General features: G+C 58.9%; 15 protein-coding genes. 8 read left to right on the forward strand and 7 right to left on the reverse strand.

Going from position 1 to position 17,503, the window contains the following annotated elements; all coding sequences use genetic code 11:
• Nucleotides 1-25 precede the first annotated feature (25 nt).
• Entirely contained in the window at nt 26-2,476 is a 2,451-nt protein-coding gene (locus KGB23_RS11295; protein WP_223431147.1) for a glycogen/starch/alpha-glucan phosphorylase, read from the reverse strand.
• A gap of 254 nt (nt 2,477-2,730) precedes the next feature.
• On the opposite strand from KGB23_RS11295, the gene KGB23_RS11300 reads away from it, so the two are divergent.
• A complete protein-coding gene (locus tag KGB23_RS11300; protein ID WP_223431148.1) occupies nt 2,731-3,174 on the forward strand; it encodes a YkgJ family cysteine cluster protein in 444 nt (147 codons plus the stop codon).
• Between the two features lie 234 nt (nt 3,175-3,408).
• Here KGB23_RS11300 and typA read toward each other — a convergent pair whose 3' ends face one another.
• Both typA and thiI read right to left on the reverse strand, forming a co-directional pair.
• Nucleotides 3,409-5,229, reverse strand: a complete 1,821-nt coding sequence (gene typA, locus KGB23_RS11305; RefSeq protein WP_048396057.1) for a translational GTPase TypA — start codon at nt 5,227-5,229, stop codon at nt 3,409-3,411.
• A 139-nt stretch (nt 5,230-5,368) separates the two neighbouring features.
• Nucleotides 5,369-6,823: a tRNA uracil 4-sulfurtransferase ThiI gene (gene thiI, locus KGB23_RS11310; protein ID WP_095127550.1), complete on the reverse strand. Its 1,455-nt coding sequence runs from the start codon at nt 6,821-6,823 to the stop codon at nt 5,369-5,371.
• A gap of 330 nt (nt 6,824-7,153) precedes the next feature.
• Between thiI and glnA the strand changes: the two genes are divergently transcribed.
• The 5 genes from glnA (at nt 7,154) to ntrC (ending at nt 12,736) form a co-directional block, all read left to right on the forward strand.
• Entirely contained in the window at nt 7,154-8,560 is a 1,407-nt protein-coding gene (gene glnA / locus KGB23_RS11315) for a glutamate--ammonia ligase (protein WP_046045568.1), read from the forward strand.
• A 300-nt stretch (nt 8,561-8,860) separates the two neighbouring features.
• A complete protein-coding gene (locus KGB23_RS11320; protein WP_223431149.1) occupies nt 8,861-9,370 on the forward strand; it encodes a DUF4124 domain-containing protein in 510 nt (169 codons plus the stop codon).
• Nucleotides 9,367-9,987 carry a DUF4124 domain-containing protein gene (locus KGB23_RS11325; protein WP_223431150.1) on the forward strand — a complete coding sequence of 207 codons (621 nt, stop codon included), beginning with the start codon at nt 9,367-9,369 and terminating at the stop codon, nt 9,985-9,987. The genes KGB23_RS11320 and KGB23_RS11325 overlap by 4 nt, the downstream gene beginning before the upstream one ends.
• A 230-nt stretch (nt 9,988-10,217) precedes the next feature.
• Nucleotides 10,218-11,303, forward strand: coding sequence for a nitrogen regulation protein NR(II) (gene glnL, locus KGB23_RS11330; RefSeq protein ID WP_008024908.1), 1,086 nt, complete (start codon nt 10,218-10,220; stop codon nt 11,301-11,303).
• Nucleotides 11,300-12,736 (forward strand): nitrogen regulation protein NR(I), encoded by a 1,437-nt coding sequence (gene ntrC, locus KGB23_RS11335; protein ID WP_008149434.1) that lies wholly within the window; start codon nt 11,300-11,302, stop codon nt 12,734-12,736. The genes glnL and ntrC overlap by 4 nt, the downstream gene beginning before the upstream one ends.
• 493 nt (nt 12,737-13,229) lie before the next feature.
• Here ntrC and KGB23_RS11340 read toward each other — a convergent pair whose 3' ends face one another.
• Nucleotides 13,230-13,670 carry a hypothetical protein gene (locus KGB23_RS11340; protein WP_223431151.1) on the reverse strand — a complete coding sequence of 147 codons (441 nt, stop codon included), beginning with the start codon at nt 13,668-13,670 and terminating at the stop codon, nt 13,230-13,232.
• Here KGB23_RS11340 and KGB23_RS11345 point away from each other — a divergent pair.
• A complete protein-coding gene (locus KGB23_RS11345; RefSeq protein ID WP_007949025.1) occupies nt 13,669-14,124 on the forward strand; it encodes a tRNA (cytidine(34)-2'-O)-methyltransferase in 456 nt (151 codons plus the stop codon). The genes KGB23_RS11340 and KGB23_RS11345 overlap by 2 nt on opposite strands.
• Nucleotides 14,125-14,255: 131 nt before the next feature.
• Here the strand turns inward: KGB23_RS11345 and secB are convergent, their stop codons facing one another.
• Genes secB through KGB23_RS11360 form a run of 3 tightly spaced genes read right to left on the reverse strand, consistent with a single transcriptional unit; the run spans nt 14,256 to nt 15,452 of the window.
• Nucleotides 14,256-14,741: a protein-export chaperone SecB gene (gene secB, locus KGB23_RS11350; RefSeq protein ID WP_007949026.1), complete on the reverse strand. Its 486-nt coding sequence runs from the start codon at nt 14,739-14,741 to the stop codon at nt 14,256-14,258.
• 41 nt (nt 14,742-14,782) lie between these two features.
• Nucleotides 14,783-15,037 (reverse strand): glutaredoxin 3, encoded by a 255-nt coding sequence (grxC, locus tag KGB23_RS11355; RefSeq protein ID WP_008149430.1) that lies wholly within the window; start codon nt 15,035-15,037, stop codon nt 14,783-14,785.
• A gap of 1 nt (nt 15,038) precedes the next feature.
• Nucleotides 15,039-15,452, reverse strand: a complete 414-nt coding sequence (locus KGB23_RS11360; protein ID WP_008149429.1) for a rhodanese-like domain-containing protein — start codon at nt 15,450-15,452, stop codon at nt 15,039-15,041.
• 419 nt (nt 15,453-15,871) lie between these two features.
• Between KGB23_RS11360 and gpmI the strand changes: the two genes are divergently transcribed.
• Entirely contained in the window at nt 15,872-17,401 is a 1,530-nt protein-coding gene (gene gpmI, locus KGB23_RS11365) for a 2,3-bisphosphoglycerate-independent phosphoglycerate mutase (RefSeq protein ID WP_223431152.1), read from the forward strand.
• Nucleotides 17,402-17,503: the final 102 nt, after the last annotated feature.

The following is a 17,503-nucleotide window of genomic DNA, read 5'->3' on the forward strand; positions in this document are numbered from 1 at the left end:
CCTTGCTCGCAATTATTGCTAAAAGTTACTCCAAAGCTTTCCAGATATCCGTGGCGTACTCGCGAATGGTCCGGTCGGACGAGAACCAGCCCATCCGGGAGGTGCTCAACACCGCCGAACGCCACCATTCCTTCGAATCGTGCCAATGGGCTTCAACGCGCATCTGCGCGTCCCAGTAAGAGTCGAAATCGGCGCAGACCAGGAAGCGATCGTAGTCGATCAGCGAATCGATCAATCCTGTGTAACGGGAAGGATCATCCGGCGAGAACACCCCGCCGCGAATCGCTTGCAGCACGTCATTCAGCCGGTGGGATGCGGCAATATCCGGCGTCGCGTTGAACTCATGGTTCTGCTTGCGCGCTTCAACCTGCTGAGCACTGAGGCCGAAGATGAACATGTGTTCGACGCCAATGCGTTCGCACATTTCGACGTTGGCGCCATCGAGGGTGCCGATGGTCAGCGCGCCGTTGAGGCCGAACTTCATGTTGCTGGTACCCGAGGCTTCGAAGCCTGCGGTGGAGATCTGCTCCGACAAATCCGCTGCCGGGATGATGCTTTCCGCCAGACTGACGTTGTAGTTGGGCAGAAACACCACTTTCAGCAAACCGCGCACCGTCGGGTCGTTGTTCACCACCCGGGCGATGTCGTTGGTCAGTTTGATGATCAGCTTGGCCTGGTGATAACTGGCCGCCGCCTTGCCGGCGAAGATCTTAACCCGCGGCACCCAATCGATTTCCGGCTCGGCGCGAATCGCCTGATACAGCGCAACGGTGTGCAGCAAGTTGAGCAATTGACGTTTGTATTCGTGGATCCGCTTGACCTGCACGTCGAACATCGCCGCCGGGTTGACTGCAACGCCAAGCCGCTCGTGAATGATGTACGCCAGGGCTTTCTTGCTGTGCAGGCGCTGCTCGGCAAACGCCTTGCGGAACGCGGCTTTCTCGGCGAACGGTTCCAGGCCGCGCAAACGTTCTTCGGGGTTGTCCAGCAGATCCGGGCCGAGGGCGTCGACCATCATCGAGGTCAGCTCCGGGTTGGCCTGGTAGAGCCAGCGGCGGAAGGTGATGCCGTTGGTCTTGTTGTTGATCCGGTCCGGGTAGAGTTTGTGCAGCTCGGAGAACACCGTTTTGCGCATCAACTGCGTGTGCAGCCCGGACACGCCGTTGACGCTGTGGGAGCCAAGGAACGCGAGGTTGCCCATGCGCACGCGGCGGCCGTTGTCTTCCTCGATCAGCGACACCGCGCGCAGCACCTCGAAGTCATGGATACCCTTGGCCCGCAACGAATCGATGTGCTGGGCGTTGATCAAATAAATGATCTGCATGTGCCGCGGCAACATCCGCTCCATCAAACCGACCGGCCAGGTTTCCAGCGCTTCCGGCAGCAGCGTATGGTTGGTGTAGGACAGCGTGTCGACGGTAACTTGCCATGCCGCATCCCACGCGACGTCATAGACATCGACCAGTTGCCGCATCAATTCGGCCACGGCAATCGAAGGGTGGGTGTCGTTGAGCTGGATCGCGGCATGATCGCCCAGGGTCAGGACCGAGGTGTGCATGTTGCGATGACGACGCAGCAAGTCCTGCAAGGACGCGGCGACGAAGAAATACTCCTGACGCAGGCGCAGTTCTTGGCCCGCTTCGGTGCTGTCCGCCGGGTAGAGCACCCGGGAAATACTTTCGGCCCGGGCGACTTCCGCTACGGCGCCCAAGTGGTCGCCGGCGTTGAAGCGTTCCAGGTGCAAATCTTCCATGGCCCGGGCGCGCCACAGGCGCAGCGTGTTGACGCTCGCCCCGCGCCAGCCGACGACCGGCGTGTCATACGCAATCGCGCGAACGGTTTCCACCGGCGTCCAGACTTGCTTGGACTTGCCGGTTTCGTCGGTGACGGTTTCGACGCTGCCGCCGAAGCCAATCGGGTAAACGACCTCTGGTCGCTCGAACTCCCAAGGGTTACCGAAATCCAGCCAGTGTTCGGTCTGCTCCTGCTGCCAGCCGTCGACGATGGCCTGGCGGAACAAGCCGTGTTCGTAACGAATGCCGTAACCGTGGCCGGCGATGCCGAGGGTCGACATGCTTTCCATGAAGCACGCGGCCAGACGACCGAGACCACCGTTGCCCAGCGCTGCGTCGGGTTCCAGCAGGCGGATGCGCTCAAGGTCGACGCCAAGTTCAGTCAGGGCCTCACGGGCGACGTCCAGCAGGCCAAGGTTGCTCAGGCTGTCGTAGAGCAGACGGCCGATCAGAAATTCGAGGGAGAGGTAATAAACCCGCTTCTGACCTTTGCGGTAGATCTGCCGGGTGTGATCCATCCAGTGCTCGACCATGTGATCGCGCGCCGCCAGGGCAATGGCTTCGAACCAGTCGTGGTCGAAGGCGTGATCCGGGTCTTTGCCCACCGCGTAGGTGAGTTTGGTCAAGACGGCGTCGCGGAATGCGGCCACCTCTGCTTCGCGAACAAGTGGTTCTTGAGTCATCGATAGGACCTCGAGCGAGCGTGGAGTAGTTGAGCCTAGACGGTCTGACAGGCCGTTGGAACTCTGGTTCGGCAGTTTTTCCCGTTAGTGTGAGATAGATCGACATTACCTTGTCGCGCACCGGAAAGAATGCAGGGGCCGTGCCGGGTTACAGGTGTTATTGGGCGGAATACGAAAAAATCTGGCGAAAGGTTGTTCAAAAATCCACCAGTCCCGGTATGATCGCGCGCCCTGATGCACGCTGGTAACAACCGATGATGAAGTCCAACCTGATCGCCGCCGCGGAGATCGATCGCCTCGATACCTGGGCCAAGTACTCCGCCCCGATGTGTGGTTCGTGCGTTTCCAGCTGCTGCACCCTGCCGGTCGAGGTCAAGATCAAGGATCTGATCCGTATCGGCATCGTCGATGAATTCGAGCGCGGCGAGCCGCCGAAGAACATTGCCAAGCGCCTGCAGAAGGAAGGGATCGTCGAGCGTTACAACCAGAAGTCCGAGATCTTCACCCTTCAGCGCATGAGCAACAACGATTGCCTGTACCTGGATCGTAAAAGCCGTCTGTGCACTATTTATGAAAAGCGCCCGGATACTTGCCGCAACCACCCGAAAATCGGGCCGCGGCCGGGGTATTGCGCGTATAAGCCGAAAGAAGTGGCGCGCGAGACCAGCGAGAGCCGTCGGACCTTCGAGAAGTTTTAAAGCCGCCTCGATTCCCCGTAGCAGCTGTCGAGCCCCAGCGAGGCTGCGTTCGGCTGCGCAGCAGTCGCAGGCCGGAAAATACGATTTATATGATGCACCGCAGCGTTTGATTTCACGACTGCTGCGCAGCCGAACGCAGCCTCGCAGGCTCGACAGCTGCTACAGCCAGACAAACAAAAACGCCCCCGACCTTGCGGTCGGGGGCGTTTTTTTAGCAGCTAACTAAGTCGAAACTCAGTTACCGGCTTTCTTGGCAGCGCGGGTACGCTCGCTTTCGCCCAGGATCTTCTTGCGAAGACGGATGGACTTAGGAGTGACTTCGCACAGTTCGTCTTCTTGCACGAACTCAAGAGCTTGTTCCAGGGTGAAACGGATAGGCGGAACCAGAGCGATGGTTTCGTCTTTACCCGAAGCACGCATGTTGTCGAGCTTCTTGCCTTTGGTTGGGTTGACGCCCAGGTCGTTGTCGCGGCTGTTGATGCCGACGATTTGACCTTCGTACACGTCTTCGCCGTGACCCAGGAACAGTTTGCCGCGAGCTTGCAGGGTTTCCAGCGAGTAAGTCAGCGCCTTACCGGTAGCAACCGAAACCAGCACGCCGTTCTGACGGCCGGACATGTCGCCGGACTTCATCACGTCGTAACGGTCGAAGATCGAGGTCAGGATGCCTGCACCGGAGGTCAGGGTCAGGAACTCGTTACGGAAACCGATCAAGCCACGAGCCGGGATGTTGTACTCAAGGCGCACACGGCCCTTGCCATCCGGAACCATGTTGGTCAGGTCGCCCTTACGGATACCGATCTGTTCCATGATCGAACCTTGCGATTCTTCTGGCAGGTCGATGGTCACGTTTTCGTACGGTTCGTGCTTGACGCCGTCAACCATGCGGATGATCACTTCCGGACGACCAACACCCATTTCGAAGCCTTCGCGACGCATGGTTTCGATCAGTACCGAGAGGTGCAGCTCACCACGGCCGGAGACTTTGAACTTGTCGGCGGTGTCGCCTTCTTCAACGCGCAGAGCAACGTTGTAGAGCAGTTCTTTGTCCAGACGTTCCTTGATGTTACGGCTGGTGACGAACTTGCCTTCTTTACCGCAGAAAGGCGAGTCGTTTACCTGGAAGGTCATGGAAACGGTTGGTTCGTCAACGGTCAGCGGCTTCATCGCTTCGACGTTCAGTGGGTCGCACAGAGTGTCGGAGATGAACAGCTGGTCGAAGCCGCTGATGCAGACGATGTCGCCGGCAGCTGCTTCTTCAACGTCGATACGGTGCAGACCGTGGTGACCCATCAGCTTCAGGATACGACCGGTACGCTTCTTACCGTCGGCGTCGATAGCGACAACCGGAGTGTTCGGCTTGATGCGACCACGAGCGATACGGCCAACGCCGATAACACCCAGGAAGCTGTTGTAGTCCAGAGCGGAGATTTGCATCTGGAACGGACCGTCACGGTCGACTTTCGGCGCAGGTACGTTGTCGACGATCGACTGGTACAGCGGAGTCATGTCTTCAGCCATGTCGGTGTGTTCCAGACCGGCAATGCCGTTCAGGGCCGAGGCGTAGACGACTTTGAAGTCCAGCTGTTCTTCGGTAGCACCGAGGTTGTCGAACAGGTCGAAGATCTGGTCCAGAACCCAGTCCGGACGCGCGCCTGGACGGTCAACCTTGTTGATCACCACGATTGGACGCAGGCCGGCTTCGAAAGCCTTCTTGGTCACGAAACGGGTTTGCGGCATAGGGCCGTCTTGAGCGTCAACCAGCAGCAGAACGGAGTCAACCATCGACATTACGCGTTCAACTTCGCCGCCGAAGTCGGCGTGGCCCGGGGTGTCCACGATGTTGATGTGGAAGCCGTTCCAGTTGATGGCGGTGTTTTTCGCCAGAATGGTAATACCGCGCTCTTTCTCCTGGTCGTTGGAGTCCATCACGCGCTCGTCGTTGAGCTCGTTGCGCTCCAGGGTGCCGGATTGACGCAAGAGTTTGTCTACCAGGGTGGTTTTACCATGGTCAACGTGAGCAATGATGGCGATGTTGCGTAGATTTTCGATCACTTGTGTATCTCGATCAGAGGATTCGGTGTGCTGACAAGTCTTGGCAGCGATTTACAGTAGAGTCAGGCCTTGCCGTTACAGCTTGACGGCAGAGTCGGGGGGCCGGTGACGCAGGCCACAGGCATACAGCCCCGGGCTCTTAGCTCGGTCGATAAACGCGCACATTGGCATGCCCCTCACTGAGCAAATGGTGGGCATGCAGGCGACTCATCACGCCTTTGTCGCAATACAGCAGGTACTGGCGAGTAGGGTCCAGTTCCTTGAAACGAGCGTTCAATGCATAAAACGGCATCGTTTGTACCTCAATGCCAACGAGGCCCAGCGGGTCGTCTTCAGCGGCATCCGGATGACGGATATCGATGACGATCTGACCAGCCAGCGCTTCGCTGACTTCTTCGATCTGCAAATCCTGGCCCAATTCGTCGATCACGCGATCGATCGGCACCAGTTTGGCGTTCTCGAGCGCACGCTCAAGTACTGCCATGTCGAACTGTTGTTCTTCGTACTCCACGCGTGGACGCTTGGCGTGGGTCTTGGGGTTCACCGAGATGACCCCGCAGTATTCCGGCATGTGCTTGGCGAAGTCGGCAGTACCGATTTCGTTGGCCAGGTCGATGATGTCCTGCTTGTGACTGGCGATCAGCGGACGCAAGACCAGCTTGTCGGTCACGCAGTCGATCACGGACAGGTTCGGCAACGTCTGGCTCGACACCTGGGAAATCGCTTCGCCGGTGACCAGCGCTTCGATCTCCAGCCGATCGGCAATACGGGAAGCAGCGCGCAACATCATACGCTTCAAAACTACGCCCATATGACTGTTATCGACTTTCCCGAGAATTTCTCCCAGTACTTCCTCGAACGGCACACTGACAAATAACACGCGTTGGGAGCTGCCGTACTTCTTCCAGATGAAATGCGCGACTTCCATGACGCCCAGTTCATGGGCTCGTCCGCCCAGATTGAAGAAGCAGAAATGGCTCATCAGCCCGCGGCGCATGATCTGGTAAGCGGCGACGGTGGAATCGAAGCCACCTGACATCAGCACAAGTGTCTGTTCCAGGGCACCCAGCGGATAACCGCCGATGCTGTTGTGCTGGTTGTGGATCACGAACAACCGTTTGTCGCGAATTTCGAGGCGAACTTCGATTTCCGGCTCTTTCAGCGAGATTCCGGCGGCGCCGCACTGACGACGCAGTTGGCTGCCGACGTATTTCTCGACGTCCATCGAACTGAATTCATGCTTGCCCGCACGCTTGCAGCGCACCGAAAAGATCTTCCCGGCCAACGCATCACCGAAGTGCTGCTTGCACTTGGCGACGATGTCGTCGAAGTCGCCCAGCGGGTATTCATCGACCTGCAGGAAATGCGCGATGCCCGGCATGCAGCTCAGGCGCTCGGTCATCTCCTTCAGGGCTTTGGGCTCGCTGACGCGGGTTTCCAGCTCGAGATTGTCCCACACACCGTTCACCACCACAGCCGGGTCCAGGTCGCGGAGCACGGTACGGATGTTTTTGGCCAACTGGCGGATGAAACGCATCCGTACCGGGCGGCTCTTGATGGTGATCTCGGGAAAGACTTTTACGATTAGTTTCATGAAAACAGCGCGCGCTGGGCCAGCCGAAAAAGGGGGGCGCGGATTATAGCGGAAATTGCTCAAGGTTTAACCAGTTAATGTGCAGAAGGTTTTGCGCGCACCAAAACAGGTCATTTGCTGAGTTTGACGCCACATTACAGGGCGCTATTTCCTGCTTTGCTCCGCTTTGCACCTTTATAAGCGTGAAATTGGGGCAAAAAACCCATGGTGGGGCACTGGCATGCAATTTGCTCCCTTGTGAGGCAGGTTGCCATGGCAGAGTATTCGCGCCGGCATCACCCACATTCTAAGGGCATCCACTACTAAGCCCGAAGCCACCCGGAGGACACTATGTCGAAGTCGGTTCAACTCATCAAAGATCATGACGTCAAGTGGATTGATCTGCGCTTCACTGACACCAAAGGCACTCAGCACCACGTGACCATGCCGGCTCGCGACGCGCTGGATGAAGCTTTCTTCGAAGAAGGCAAAATGTTCGACGGTTCCTCCATCGCTGGCTGGAAAGGCATCGAAGCCTCCGACATGATCCTGATGCCGGACGACAGCACTGCCGTTCTCGACCCGTTCACCGAAGAGCCAACCCTGATCCTGGTTTGCGACGTGATCGAGCCTTCGACCATGCAAGGCTACGACCGTGACCCACGTGCGATCGCCAAGCGTGCCGAGGAATACCTGAAGTCGACCGGTATCGGCGACACCGTATTTGTTGGTCCAGAGCCTGAATTCTTCATCTTCGACGAAGTGAAGTTCAAGTCCGACATCTCCGGTTCCATGTTCAAGATCTACTCCGAACAAGGTTCGTGGATGTCCGACCAGGACGTGGAAGGCGGCAACAAAGGCCACCGTCCAGGCGTCAAAGGTGGCTACTTCCCGGTTCCGCCGTTCGACCACGACCACGAAATCCGTACCTCCATGTGCAACGCCATGGAAGAAATGGGCCTGGTCATCGAAGTTCACCACCACGAAGTGGCGACTGCCGGTCAGAACGAAATCGGCGTGAAGTTCAACACCCTGGTTGCCAAGGCTGACGAAGTTCAAACCCTGAAGTACTGCGTACACAACGTTGCTGATGCATACGGCCGCACCGCGACCTTCATGCCTAAGCCGCTGTACGGCGACAACGGTTCGGGTATGCACGTTCACCTGTCCATCGCCAAAGATGGCAAGAACACCTTCGCTGGCGAAGGCTATGCCGGCCTGTCCGACACCGCTCTGTACTTCATCGGCGGCATCATCAAGCACGGTAAAGCGCTGAACGGCTTCACCAACCCGTCGACCAACTCCTACAAGCGTCTGGTCCCAGGTTTCGAAGCTCCGGTAATGCTGGCCTACTCGGCTCGTAACCGTTCCGCTTCGATCCGTATTCCTTACGTGTCCAGCCCTCGCGCTCGCCGTATCGAAGCTCGCTTCCCGGATCCGGCAGCCAACCCGTACCTGGCCTTCGCTGCCCTGGTAATGGCCGGCCTGGACGGTATCCAGAACAAGATCCACCCTGGCGACGCTGCTGACAAAAACCTGTATGACCTGCCGCCTGAAGAGGCGAAAGAGATCCCACAAGTTTGCGGCAGCCTGAAAGAAGCCCTGGAAGAGCTGGACAAAGGTCGTGCGTTCCTGACCAAAGGCGGCGTTTTCAGCGACGACTTCATCGACGCTTACATCGCTCTGAAAAGCGAAGAAGAAATCAAAGTACGTACCTTCGTACACCCACTGGAATACGAGCTGTACTACAGCTGCTAATCCAGTAGCGCCTGCGCAAGCGGCGTGAAAAAAAAGAGGCCTCCTTCGGGAGGTCTTTTTTTTGGGCGCGATTTCAACGGCTGACGACGTCCCCTGTGGGAGCGGGCTTGCTCGCGAAGGCAGTCTTTCAGCTGGCATTGATGGTGACTGACACTCCGCCTTCGCGAGCAAGCCCGCTCCCACAGTGGTTTTGTAGTGTTTGGGAGATTGCGATAAATCATGCCCAAATGTTAACGACTTGGGTCTATTGCCAGCCCTGACCTATGCTGCACCTCAATGCTTTCGTTTCTGGTCAATTTTATGGGTCGTGGTTTTCTACTGATGTTGCTGCTGATCGCCCTGCCCGCCGTAGCGCAGATCTATAAGTACACCGACGCCGACGGCAACACCGCTTACAGCAACCAACCGCCCGATGGCGTGAAGGCTCAGCCGGTCGAGTTGCCACCGCTTAACAGGGTTGAGCCCCAAGCCCCTTCTGCGCCACCTGTCGAAGCCACCAGCCGCGAACAGCCGCTTAGCGCTTACGAGGTGCTGGAGCTGACCAACTTGCCCACTACCGAAGCACTGCGTGCCAACAACGGCACCTTCACCGTCAACGTGCTGATCAAACCCCGCCTGCAAGGCCCTCATCTGCTCAGGCTGTTGCTGGACGATCAACCTTACGGCCAGCCGAGCAACGTGCCGATCCTGCAACTGGTCAATATTGATCGCGGCACACACAGCCTCGCAGTGCAGGTGATCGATGGTGAGAACATCGTCCAGCAAAGCCCCACCGTGACGTTCACCGTACAACGGGTGCATAAGCCGTGAGGCTGTGGCTGCTGATCACCTGCCTGATCGCCCTGCCGGTGACGGCCGAGGTGTTCACCTACATCGACGCCCAGGGCAATCGTGTCTACACCGACCGGCCAGGTTCCGGCAACGCCAAGCGCGTGCCCATGGCGACGAGTAATCGCATGTCCGCCAACCCTGGCGGCGCAGCACCAGTGAATGCTGGAAAGAAAACCGAAACAAAACCTCTGTTTCACTACGACATGCTGAGAGTCCTGGTGCCGGAGCCAGACGCCACAGTGCGCAGCAGTGCTGGCGAGATTATCGTCAGCGTCACCAGCGAACCCGGCCTGCAACGAGGCCATCGCTACCAACTGCTGCTCGACGGCCAACCCACCGCAGCGCCCGGCCTGAGCCCGGTATTTGCCCTGAGCAACATCGATCGCGGCAGCCATAACCTCTCCGTGGAAATCCTCGACGAGCAGGATCGCACGGTTGAACGCACAGCCAACCAGCCATTCCACATGCTGCGCATCTCCCTCGCGCAGAAGCGTCAGGTCAAACCCTGCGCCCCCGCCGATTACGGCCAACGGCCGGAATGCCCGCTCAAAGACAAACCCGCAGAAGAAAAAAATCCCTTCCTGCGTTTCTTTTAACGCCGCTCAGCTTTGCGCACTATATTGGTGCAATTAGTTGCACCGTACTCACATCCCATCCCATTTTGGTTCGAAAGTACCCGTCAAAGCTGGCAGAACGCCACGCAAACGAGCGTCAAACGCCCGTTTCAGGCCTTAAACGCTTCTTTTCGGAGCCTTGGTTTGGTTTTTGCATTTTCCTCGTATCAGCGCTTTATTCATGCGCGCGCCCTGCTCCAAAAGAGGTCCTGATGACCATTAGCGACGCACTGCATCGATTGCTACTCGACAACCTGACCACCGCCACCATTCTGCTCGACGCCGAACTGCGCCTTGAGTACATGAACCCGGCGGCGGAGATGCTCCTGGCCATTAGCGGTCAGCGTAGCCATGGGCAGTTCATCAGCGAGTTGTTCACCGAATCTACCGAGGCGCTGAACTCCCTGCGCCAGGCGGTCGAGCAGGCACATCCGTTCACCAAACGCGAAGCGATGCTCACCGCCCTCACCGGCCAGACCCTGACCGTCGACTACGCGGTAACGCCCATCCTGGCCAACGGCGCCACGATGCTGCTGCTGGAAGTCCACCCCCGTGACCGCTTGCTGCGGATCACCAAGGAAGAGGCGCAGCTGTCGAAGCAGGAAACCAGCAAGATGCTGGTGCGCGGCCTCGCTCACGAGATCAAGAATCCTCTCGGCGGGATTCGCGGCGCGGCGCAATTGCTTGCCCGCGAACTGCCGGAAGAAAGCCTGCGCGACTACACCAACGTGATCATTGAAGAGGCCGACCGCCTGCGCAATCTGGTCGATCGCATGCTCGGTTCCAATAAGCTACCGTCACTGGCGATGTGCAACGTCCACGAAGTTCTGGAACGTGTTTGTCATCTGGTGGAGGCCGAAAGCCAGGGCTGCATCACTTTGGTGCGCGACTACGACCCAAGCATTCCCGACGTGTTGATCGACCGCGAACAAATGATTCAAGCGGTACTGAACATCGTGCGCAATGCGATGCAGGCCATCAGCAGCCAGAACGAGCTGCGCCTTGGCCGCATCAGCTTGCGTACCCGCGCCATGCGCCAGTTCACCATCGGCCACGTGCGCCATCGTCTGGTGACCAAGATCGAAATCATCGACAACGGCCCGGGGATCCCCGCCGAGCTACAGGAAACCATCTTCTTTCCCATGGTCAGCGGTCGCCCGGATGGTACCGGGCTCGGCCTGGCCATTACCCAGAACATCATTAGCCAGCACCAGGGCCTGATCGAATGTGACAGCCATCCAGGCCACACCACGTTCTCGATCTTTCTGCCACTGGAACAAGGAGCCACATCGACATGAGCCGTAGTGAAACCGTGTGGATCGTCGATGACGACCGTTCTATCCGTTGGGTCCTGGAAAAAGCCCTGCAGCAAGAAGGCATGACCACGCAAAGCTTCGACAGCGCCGATGGCGTGATGAGCCGCCTGGCGCGCCAGCAGCCGGACGTGATCATCTCCGACATCCGTATGCCGGGCGCCAGCGGTCTGGACCTTCTGGCGCGGATTCGCGAACAACACCCACGGCTGCCGGTCATCATCATGACCGCTCACTCCGATCTGGACAGCGCTGTCGCGTCCTATCAGGGCGGCGCGTTTGAATACCTGCCAAAACCGTTCGACGTTGACGAAGCGGTGTCCCTGGTCAAGCGCGCGAACCAGCACGCTCAGGAACAGCAAGGCCTGGAAGTCCCGGTCGCCCTGACCCGCACCCCGGAAATCATCGGTGAAGCGCCGGCGATGCAGGAAGTGTTTCGCGCCATCGGGCGCTTGAGCCACTCCAACATCACGGTGCTGATCAACGGCGAATCCGGTACCGGTAAAGAGCTGGTGGCCCACGCCCTGCACCGTCACAGCCCACGGGCGGCTTCGCCGTTCATTGCGCTGAACATGGCGGCGATCCCGAAAGACCTGATGGAATCCGAGCTGTTCGGCCATGAAAAAGGCGCATTCACCGGCGCGGCCAACCTGCGTCGCGGGCGATTTGAACAGGCTGACGGCGGCACGCTGTTCCTCGATGAAATCGGCGACATGCCGGCAGACACCCAGACTCGTTTGCTGCGGGTGTTGGCGGACGGCGAGTTCTATCGCGTCGGCGGCCATGTGCCGGTGAAGGTCGATGTGCGAATCATCGCCGCGACTCACCAGAATCTGGAAACCCTGGTGCATGCCGGGAAATTCCGTGAGGACTTGTTCCACCGCCTCAACGTGATCCGCATCCACATTCCACGGCTGTCGGACCGTCGCGAAGACATCCCGACCCTGGCCAAGCACTTCCTCAGCCGCGCCGCGCAGGAACTGGCGGTGGAGCCGAAGCTGCTGAAAAGCGAAACCGAGGAATACCTGAAGAACCTGCCGTGGGGCGGCAACGTACGTCAGCTGGAGAACACCTGCCGCTGGATCACGGTGATGGCTTCGGGTCGCGAAGTGCACATCAGCGACCTGCCGCCGGAGCTGCTGAACCTGCCGCAGGATTCGGCGCCGGTGACCAACTGGGAGCAAGCGCTGCGCCAGTGGGCCGATCAGGCGTTGGCTCGTGGCCAGTCGAGCCTGCTCGACAGCGCCGTGCCGGCCTTCGAGCGGATCATGATCGAAACCGCCCTCAAACACACCGCCGGCCGCCGCCGCGATGCCGCGGTTTTGCTGGGTTGGGGGCGTAATACCCTGACGCGCAAGATCAAGGAATTGGGGATGAAGGTTGATGGTGGGGATGATGATGAGGGGGATGAGGGTTAATCCCCCCACCTGATCGTTCCCACGCTCCCGCGCGTGGGAACGATCAATAGATCCATTCGCCGAATCCCACATTAAGATCTCCGTGCACCGACTGAATGCACCGTGAACCGCAATCGCGCACGGCAACCGATCCCAAATCCCGCCTGCGTTCGCAATCGAACCCCTATCGAAAAAACACGAAGGCCCCGGAATACGGGGCTTTCGACGTTTCAGCGCGACATTCTGTTTCAACTTGTTAAAACCTGGCACGCCCCCTGCAATAGTCCATTCAGTGATTCAGTTCACTACCCGGTTTCGGGGACCTTGGTACAGGCAGGCCGGGGATTCCCCTCTTTACATCGGGCTCACACCGCACAAGCGTCGAGCCCACCCAGTTTTGGGGCCCTTGATACAGGCAGGTCAGGGGTTCCTTCTTTACACCGGGCTCACGACGCAATGCGCGAGCCCTGCCGTTTTGGGAACCTTGGTACAGGCAGGCCGGGGATTCCCTCTTTTATTGCTCTCGGAGATGGATCTCCAGCCGCCAGCGGTCATCGACCTCGCTACCGGCCCACTCACCCTGCAGTGGCCGGGCCGCCACCACCGTCAGCAACAACCCACCATCACTCAAACGCACCCGCCAGTTCACGTTCTTGTCGTTGAGCTTGAGCTGACCTTTCTGTGCCTTGCCTTCAGCCTCGAACAGCAGCGCGAGGCTACCGTCGACGAACTCGCCGTGAGCCTTGGGTTCGTTGTTGAACCACACCACCAACCCATCGTTCGCGACCTCGACCTGCTGCAATTCACTAGGGTCGGGCGTGGTCAGGCGACCGATCATCAGCCCCACCATCACCCCGACAATCGCCAGCGAAGCCATCACTCGCGGGAATAGCTTCGAACGCGGGTCTGCTTCCGGCGTAGAATGCCGCTCATCTTTACCTTCGGAGCCGTGCATGTTTCACGTCATCCTTTTCCAACCAGAAATTCCGCCGAATACCGGCAACGTTATCAGGCTGTGCGCCAACAGTGGCTGCCACCTGCATTTGATCGAACCGCTGGGCTTCGAGATGGACGACAAGCGTCTGCGCCGGGCCGGTCTCGATTACCACGAGTATGCCACCCTGCAACGCCACGCAGACCTCGCCAGCTGTCTGGAAAGCCTCGGTCATCCTCGGTTGTTCGCCTTCACCACCAAGGGCTCGCGACCGTTCCACGATGCCAGCTTCGCCGAGGGCGATGCGTTCCTGTTCGGCCCGGAAAGCCGTGGTTTGCCGGCGGAAGTACTCGATGCCCTGCCCGGCGAACAGCGCCTGCGCCTGCCGATGCGTGAAGGTTGCCGCAGCCTGAACCTGTCGAACACCGTAGCGGTCGCCGTGTACGAAGGCTGGCGCCAGCTCGGTTTCAAGTAACAGCACATAACAAATGTGGGAGCGGGCTTGCTCGCGAAGGGGTCATAACATTCAACATCATCGTTGTCTGTTACACCGCTTTCGCGAGCAAGCCCGCTCCCACATTGGACTTGCCTTGACGCACAGACCGCTTATTGAACGGTTGGAGTCTCGCCAGCCGCCTGCATGCGTTGCAGCTCTTGTGCGTACAGCGCGTCGAAGTTCACCGGGGCCAGCATCAGGGCCGGGAACGAACCGCGGGTGACCAGGCTGTCCAGGGTTTCGCGAGCGTACGGGAACAGGATGTTCGGGCAGAACGCGCCGAGGGTGTGGCTCATCGAAGCGTCGTCGAGGTTCTTGATCAGGAAGATCCCGGCCTGTTGCACTTCAGCAATGAACGCCACTTCGTCGCCGTTCTTCACGGTGACGGACAGGGTCAGCACGACTTCGTGGAAGTCGCCTTCCAGAGCCTTTTGACGGGTGTTCAGATCCAGACCGACGCTCGGTTCCCACTGCTGGCGGAAGATGGCCGGGCTTTTCGGTGCTTCGAAGGACAAGTCACGTACGTAGATGCGCTGCAAGGAGAATTGCGGTGCGGTTTCTTCTTCGCTAGCTGCAGTGTTCTGTTGGTCAGTCATCTCAGATCCTTTCTGATCTTGGGGTCTTATAGGGAAGGCATTCAGGCCTTGAGCATCGCGTCGAGCTTGCCGGCGCGCTCAAGGGCGAACAAATCATCACAACCACCCACGTGGGTGCTGCCGATCCAGATCTGCGGCACGGACGTACGTCCGGCCTTCTGAGCCATGGCGGCACGCACCTGCGGCTTGCCATCGACCTTGATCTCTTCGAAGGCCACGCCTTTGTTCTCGAGCAGGTACTTGGCTCGCGAACAGTAAGGGCAGTAATCGCTGGAATAGACGACGACGTTGCTCATTTCACTTCACCAGCGGCAGGTTGTCGCCTTTCCAGCTGGAAATACCGCCGGAAAGCTTGGCGGCGGTGAAACCGGACTTCATCAGTTCGCGGGCATGAGTGCCAGCAGTCTGGCCCATGGCGTCGACCAGGATGATGGTCTTGGCCTTGTGCTTTTCCAGTTCGCCGACGCGAGCGGTCAGTTTGTCGTGAGGAATGTTCACCGCGCCAACAATGTGACCGGCGGCGAAGTCCTTGGTCGAACGAATGTCGATCACAACGCCCGCGTCCTTGTTGACCAGCCCGGTCAGTTCACCGGTGCTCAGGCTGCGGCCGCCGCCTTGCATCTGATAAGCGATCAGCAACGCCAGCAGTACGACGAAGATACCGACGAGCAGATAGTGGTTAGTGGCAAATTCAATCAGGTGAGCAACCATCGAAGGAGGTTCCAGGGCGTTAAAATGTCGGCCAGTATACACAGCCACTATGGTGGGCCAAACCCCGTCCGGCGGTGACGCCGTCGGAACTTAGCTGTAGGACGTGTTGACCCTCAATTGCGAGTCGCGCCGCGCCCCGTAAATCGCAAGACTAGGCATGAGGAGTGAGGTTTGGCGTTTCAAATGAACGACGAATAACGACGGATTGCGCTTTACGGGGCGTGGCCCTCCGGGTTTGCCCTGTGAGCGCGCCATGCTGCGTTGCGGGACTCGGCAAGGAAACGACCCTTAACCCACGTCCCGCGCCTTGCCTGGCACGCTCACAGGGCAAACGCGACTCGCAATTGAGGGTCAACACGTCCTAAACTTGCCACTCCCTTTTCCATCGCCCTCTTTTAACTCAGCCACGAGTGGAATCCATGACTACCACGCCTAAACCTTTGGTCCTGATTATTCTCGACGGCTTCGGTCACAGTGAGAGCCCTGAATCCAACGCCATCTTTGCGGCGAAGAAGCCCGTGCTGGACCGTCTGTGGGCCACCGTGCCGAACGGCCTGATCTCGGGCAGCGGCATGGACGTCGGCCTGCCGGATGGCCAGATGGGCAACTCCGAAGTCGGCCACATGAACCTCGGCGCCGGCCGCGTGGTGTATCAGGACTTCACACGCGTGACCAAATCGATCCGCGACGGCGAGTTCTTCGAGAACCCGACCATCTGCGCCGCTGTCGATAAAGCCGTTGCTGCCGGCAAAGCCGTGCACTTCATGGGCCTGCTGTCCGATGGCGGCGTTCACAGCCACCAGGATCACCTGGTTGCCATGGCTGAACTGGCTTTCAAGCGCGGCGCCGAAAAAATCTATCTGCACGCCTTCCTTGATGGTCGCGACACGCCGCCGAAAAGCGCTCAGTCGTCCATCGAACTGCTGGATGCGGCCTTCCAGGCCCTCGGCAAAGGCCGGATCGCCAGCATTATTGGCCGTTACTTCGCCATGGACCGTGACAACCGTTGGGACCGCGTGTCCCAGGCTTACAACCTGATTGTCGATGGCAACGGCGAATTCAACGCCGCCACCGCTCAGGAAGGCCTGCAAGCCGCGTACGAACGCGGCGAGAGCGACGAATTTGTCAAAGCCACCAGCATCGGCGAACCGGTGAAAGTCGAAGACGGCGACGCCGTGGTGTTCATGAACTTCCGCGCCGACCGCGCCCGTGAATTGACCCGCGTATTCGTCGAAGACGATTTCAAGGAATTTGAACGTGCCCGCCAGCCAAAACTGGCCGGTTTCGTCATGCTGACCCAATACGCCGCCAGCATTCCTGCGCCGTCGGCCTTCGCCGCAGGCAGCCTGGACAACGTGCTGGGCGACTACCTGGCGAAAAACGGCAAGACCCAGCTGCGCATCGCCGAAACCGAGAAGTATGCCCACGTGACCTTCTTCTTCTCCGGTGGTCGCGAAGAACCGTTCCCGGGCGAAGAACGCATCCTGATCCCGTCGCCAAAAGTCGCCACCTATGACTTGCAGCCCGAGATGAGCGCCCCGGAAGTCACCGACCGCATCGTCGATGCCATCGAAAACCAGCGTTACGACGTGATCGTGGTCAACTACGCCAACGGCGACATGGTCGGCCACAGCGGCGTGTTCGATGCGGCAGTAAAAGCTGTTGAATGCCTCGACCTGTGCGTTGGCCGCATCGTCGATGCACTGGAAAAAGTCGGCGGCGAAGCGCTGATCACTGCCGATCACGGCAACGTCGAGCAGATGTCCGATGAGGCCACCGGCCAGGCGCATACCGCCCACACCACCGAACCGGTGCCGTTCATCTATGTCGGCAAGCGCGACTTCAAGGTTCGCGACGGCGGCGTGCTGGCGGATGTGGCACCAACCATGTTGAAACTGCTAGGCCTGGAACAACCGGCTGAAATGACCGGGACTTCGATTCTGGTGTAACCCGCCTCTTCAAACACCGCCATACCCTGTGGGAGCGGGCTTGCTCGCGAATGCGGCGGGTCAGTCGACATCAACGTTGCCTGACACACCGCATTCGCGAGC

It is taken from the genome of Pseudomonas sp. GL-B-26, assembly GCF_019947405.1.
Lineage (GTDB): Bacteria > Pseudomonadota > Gammaproteobacteria > Pseudomonadales > Pseudomonadaceae > Aquipseudomonas.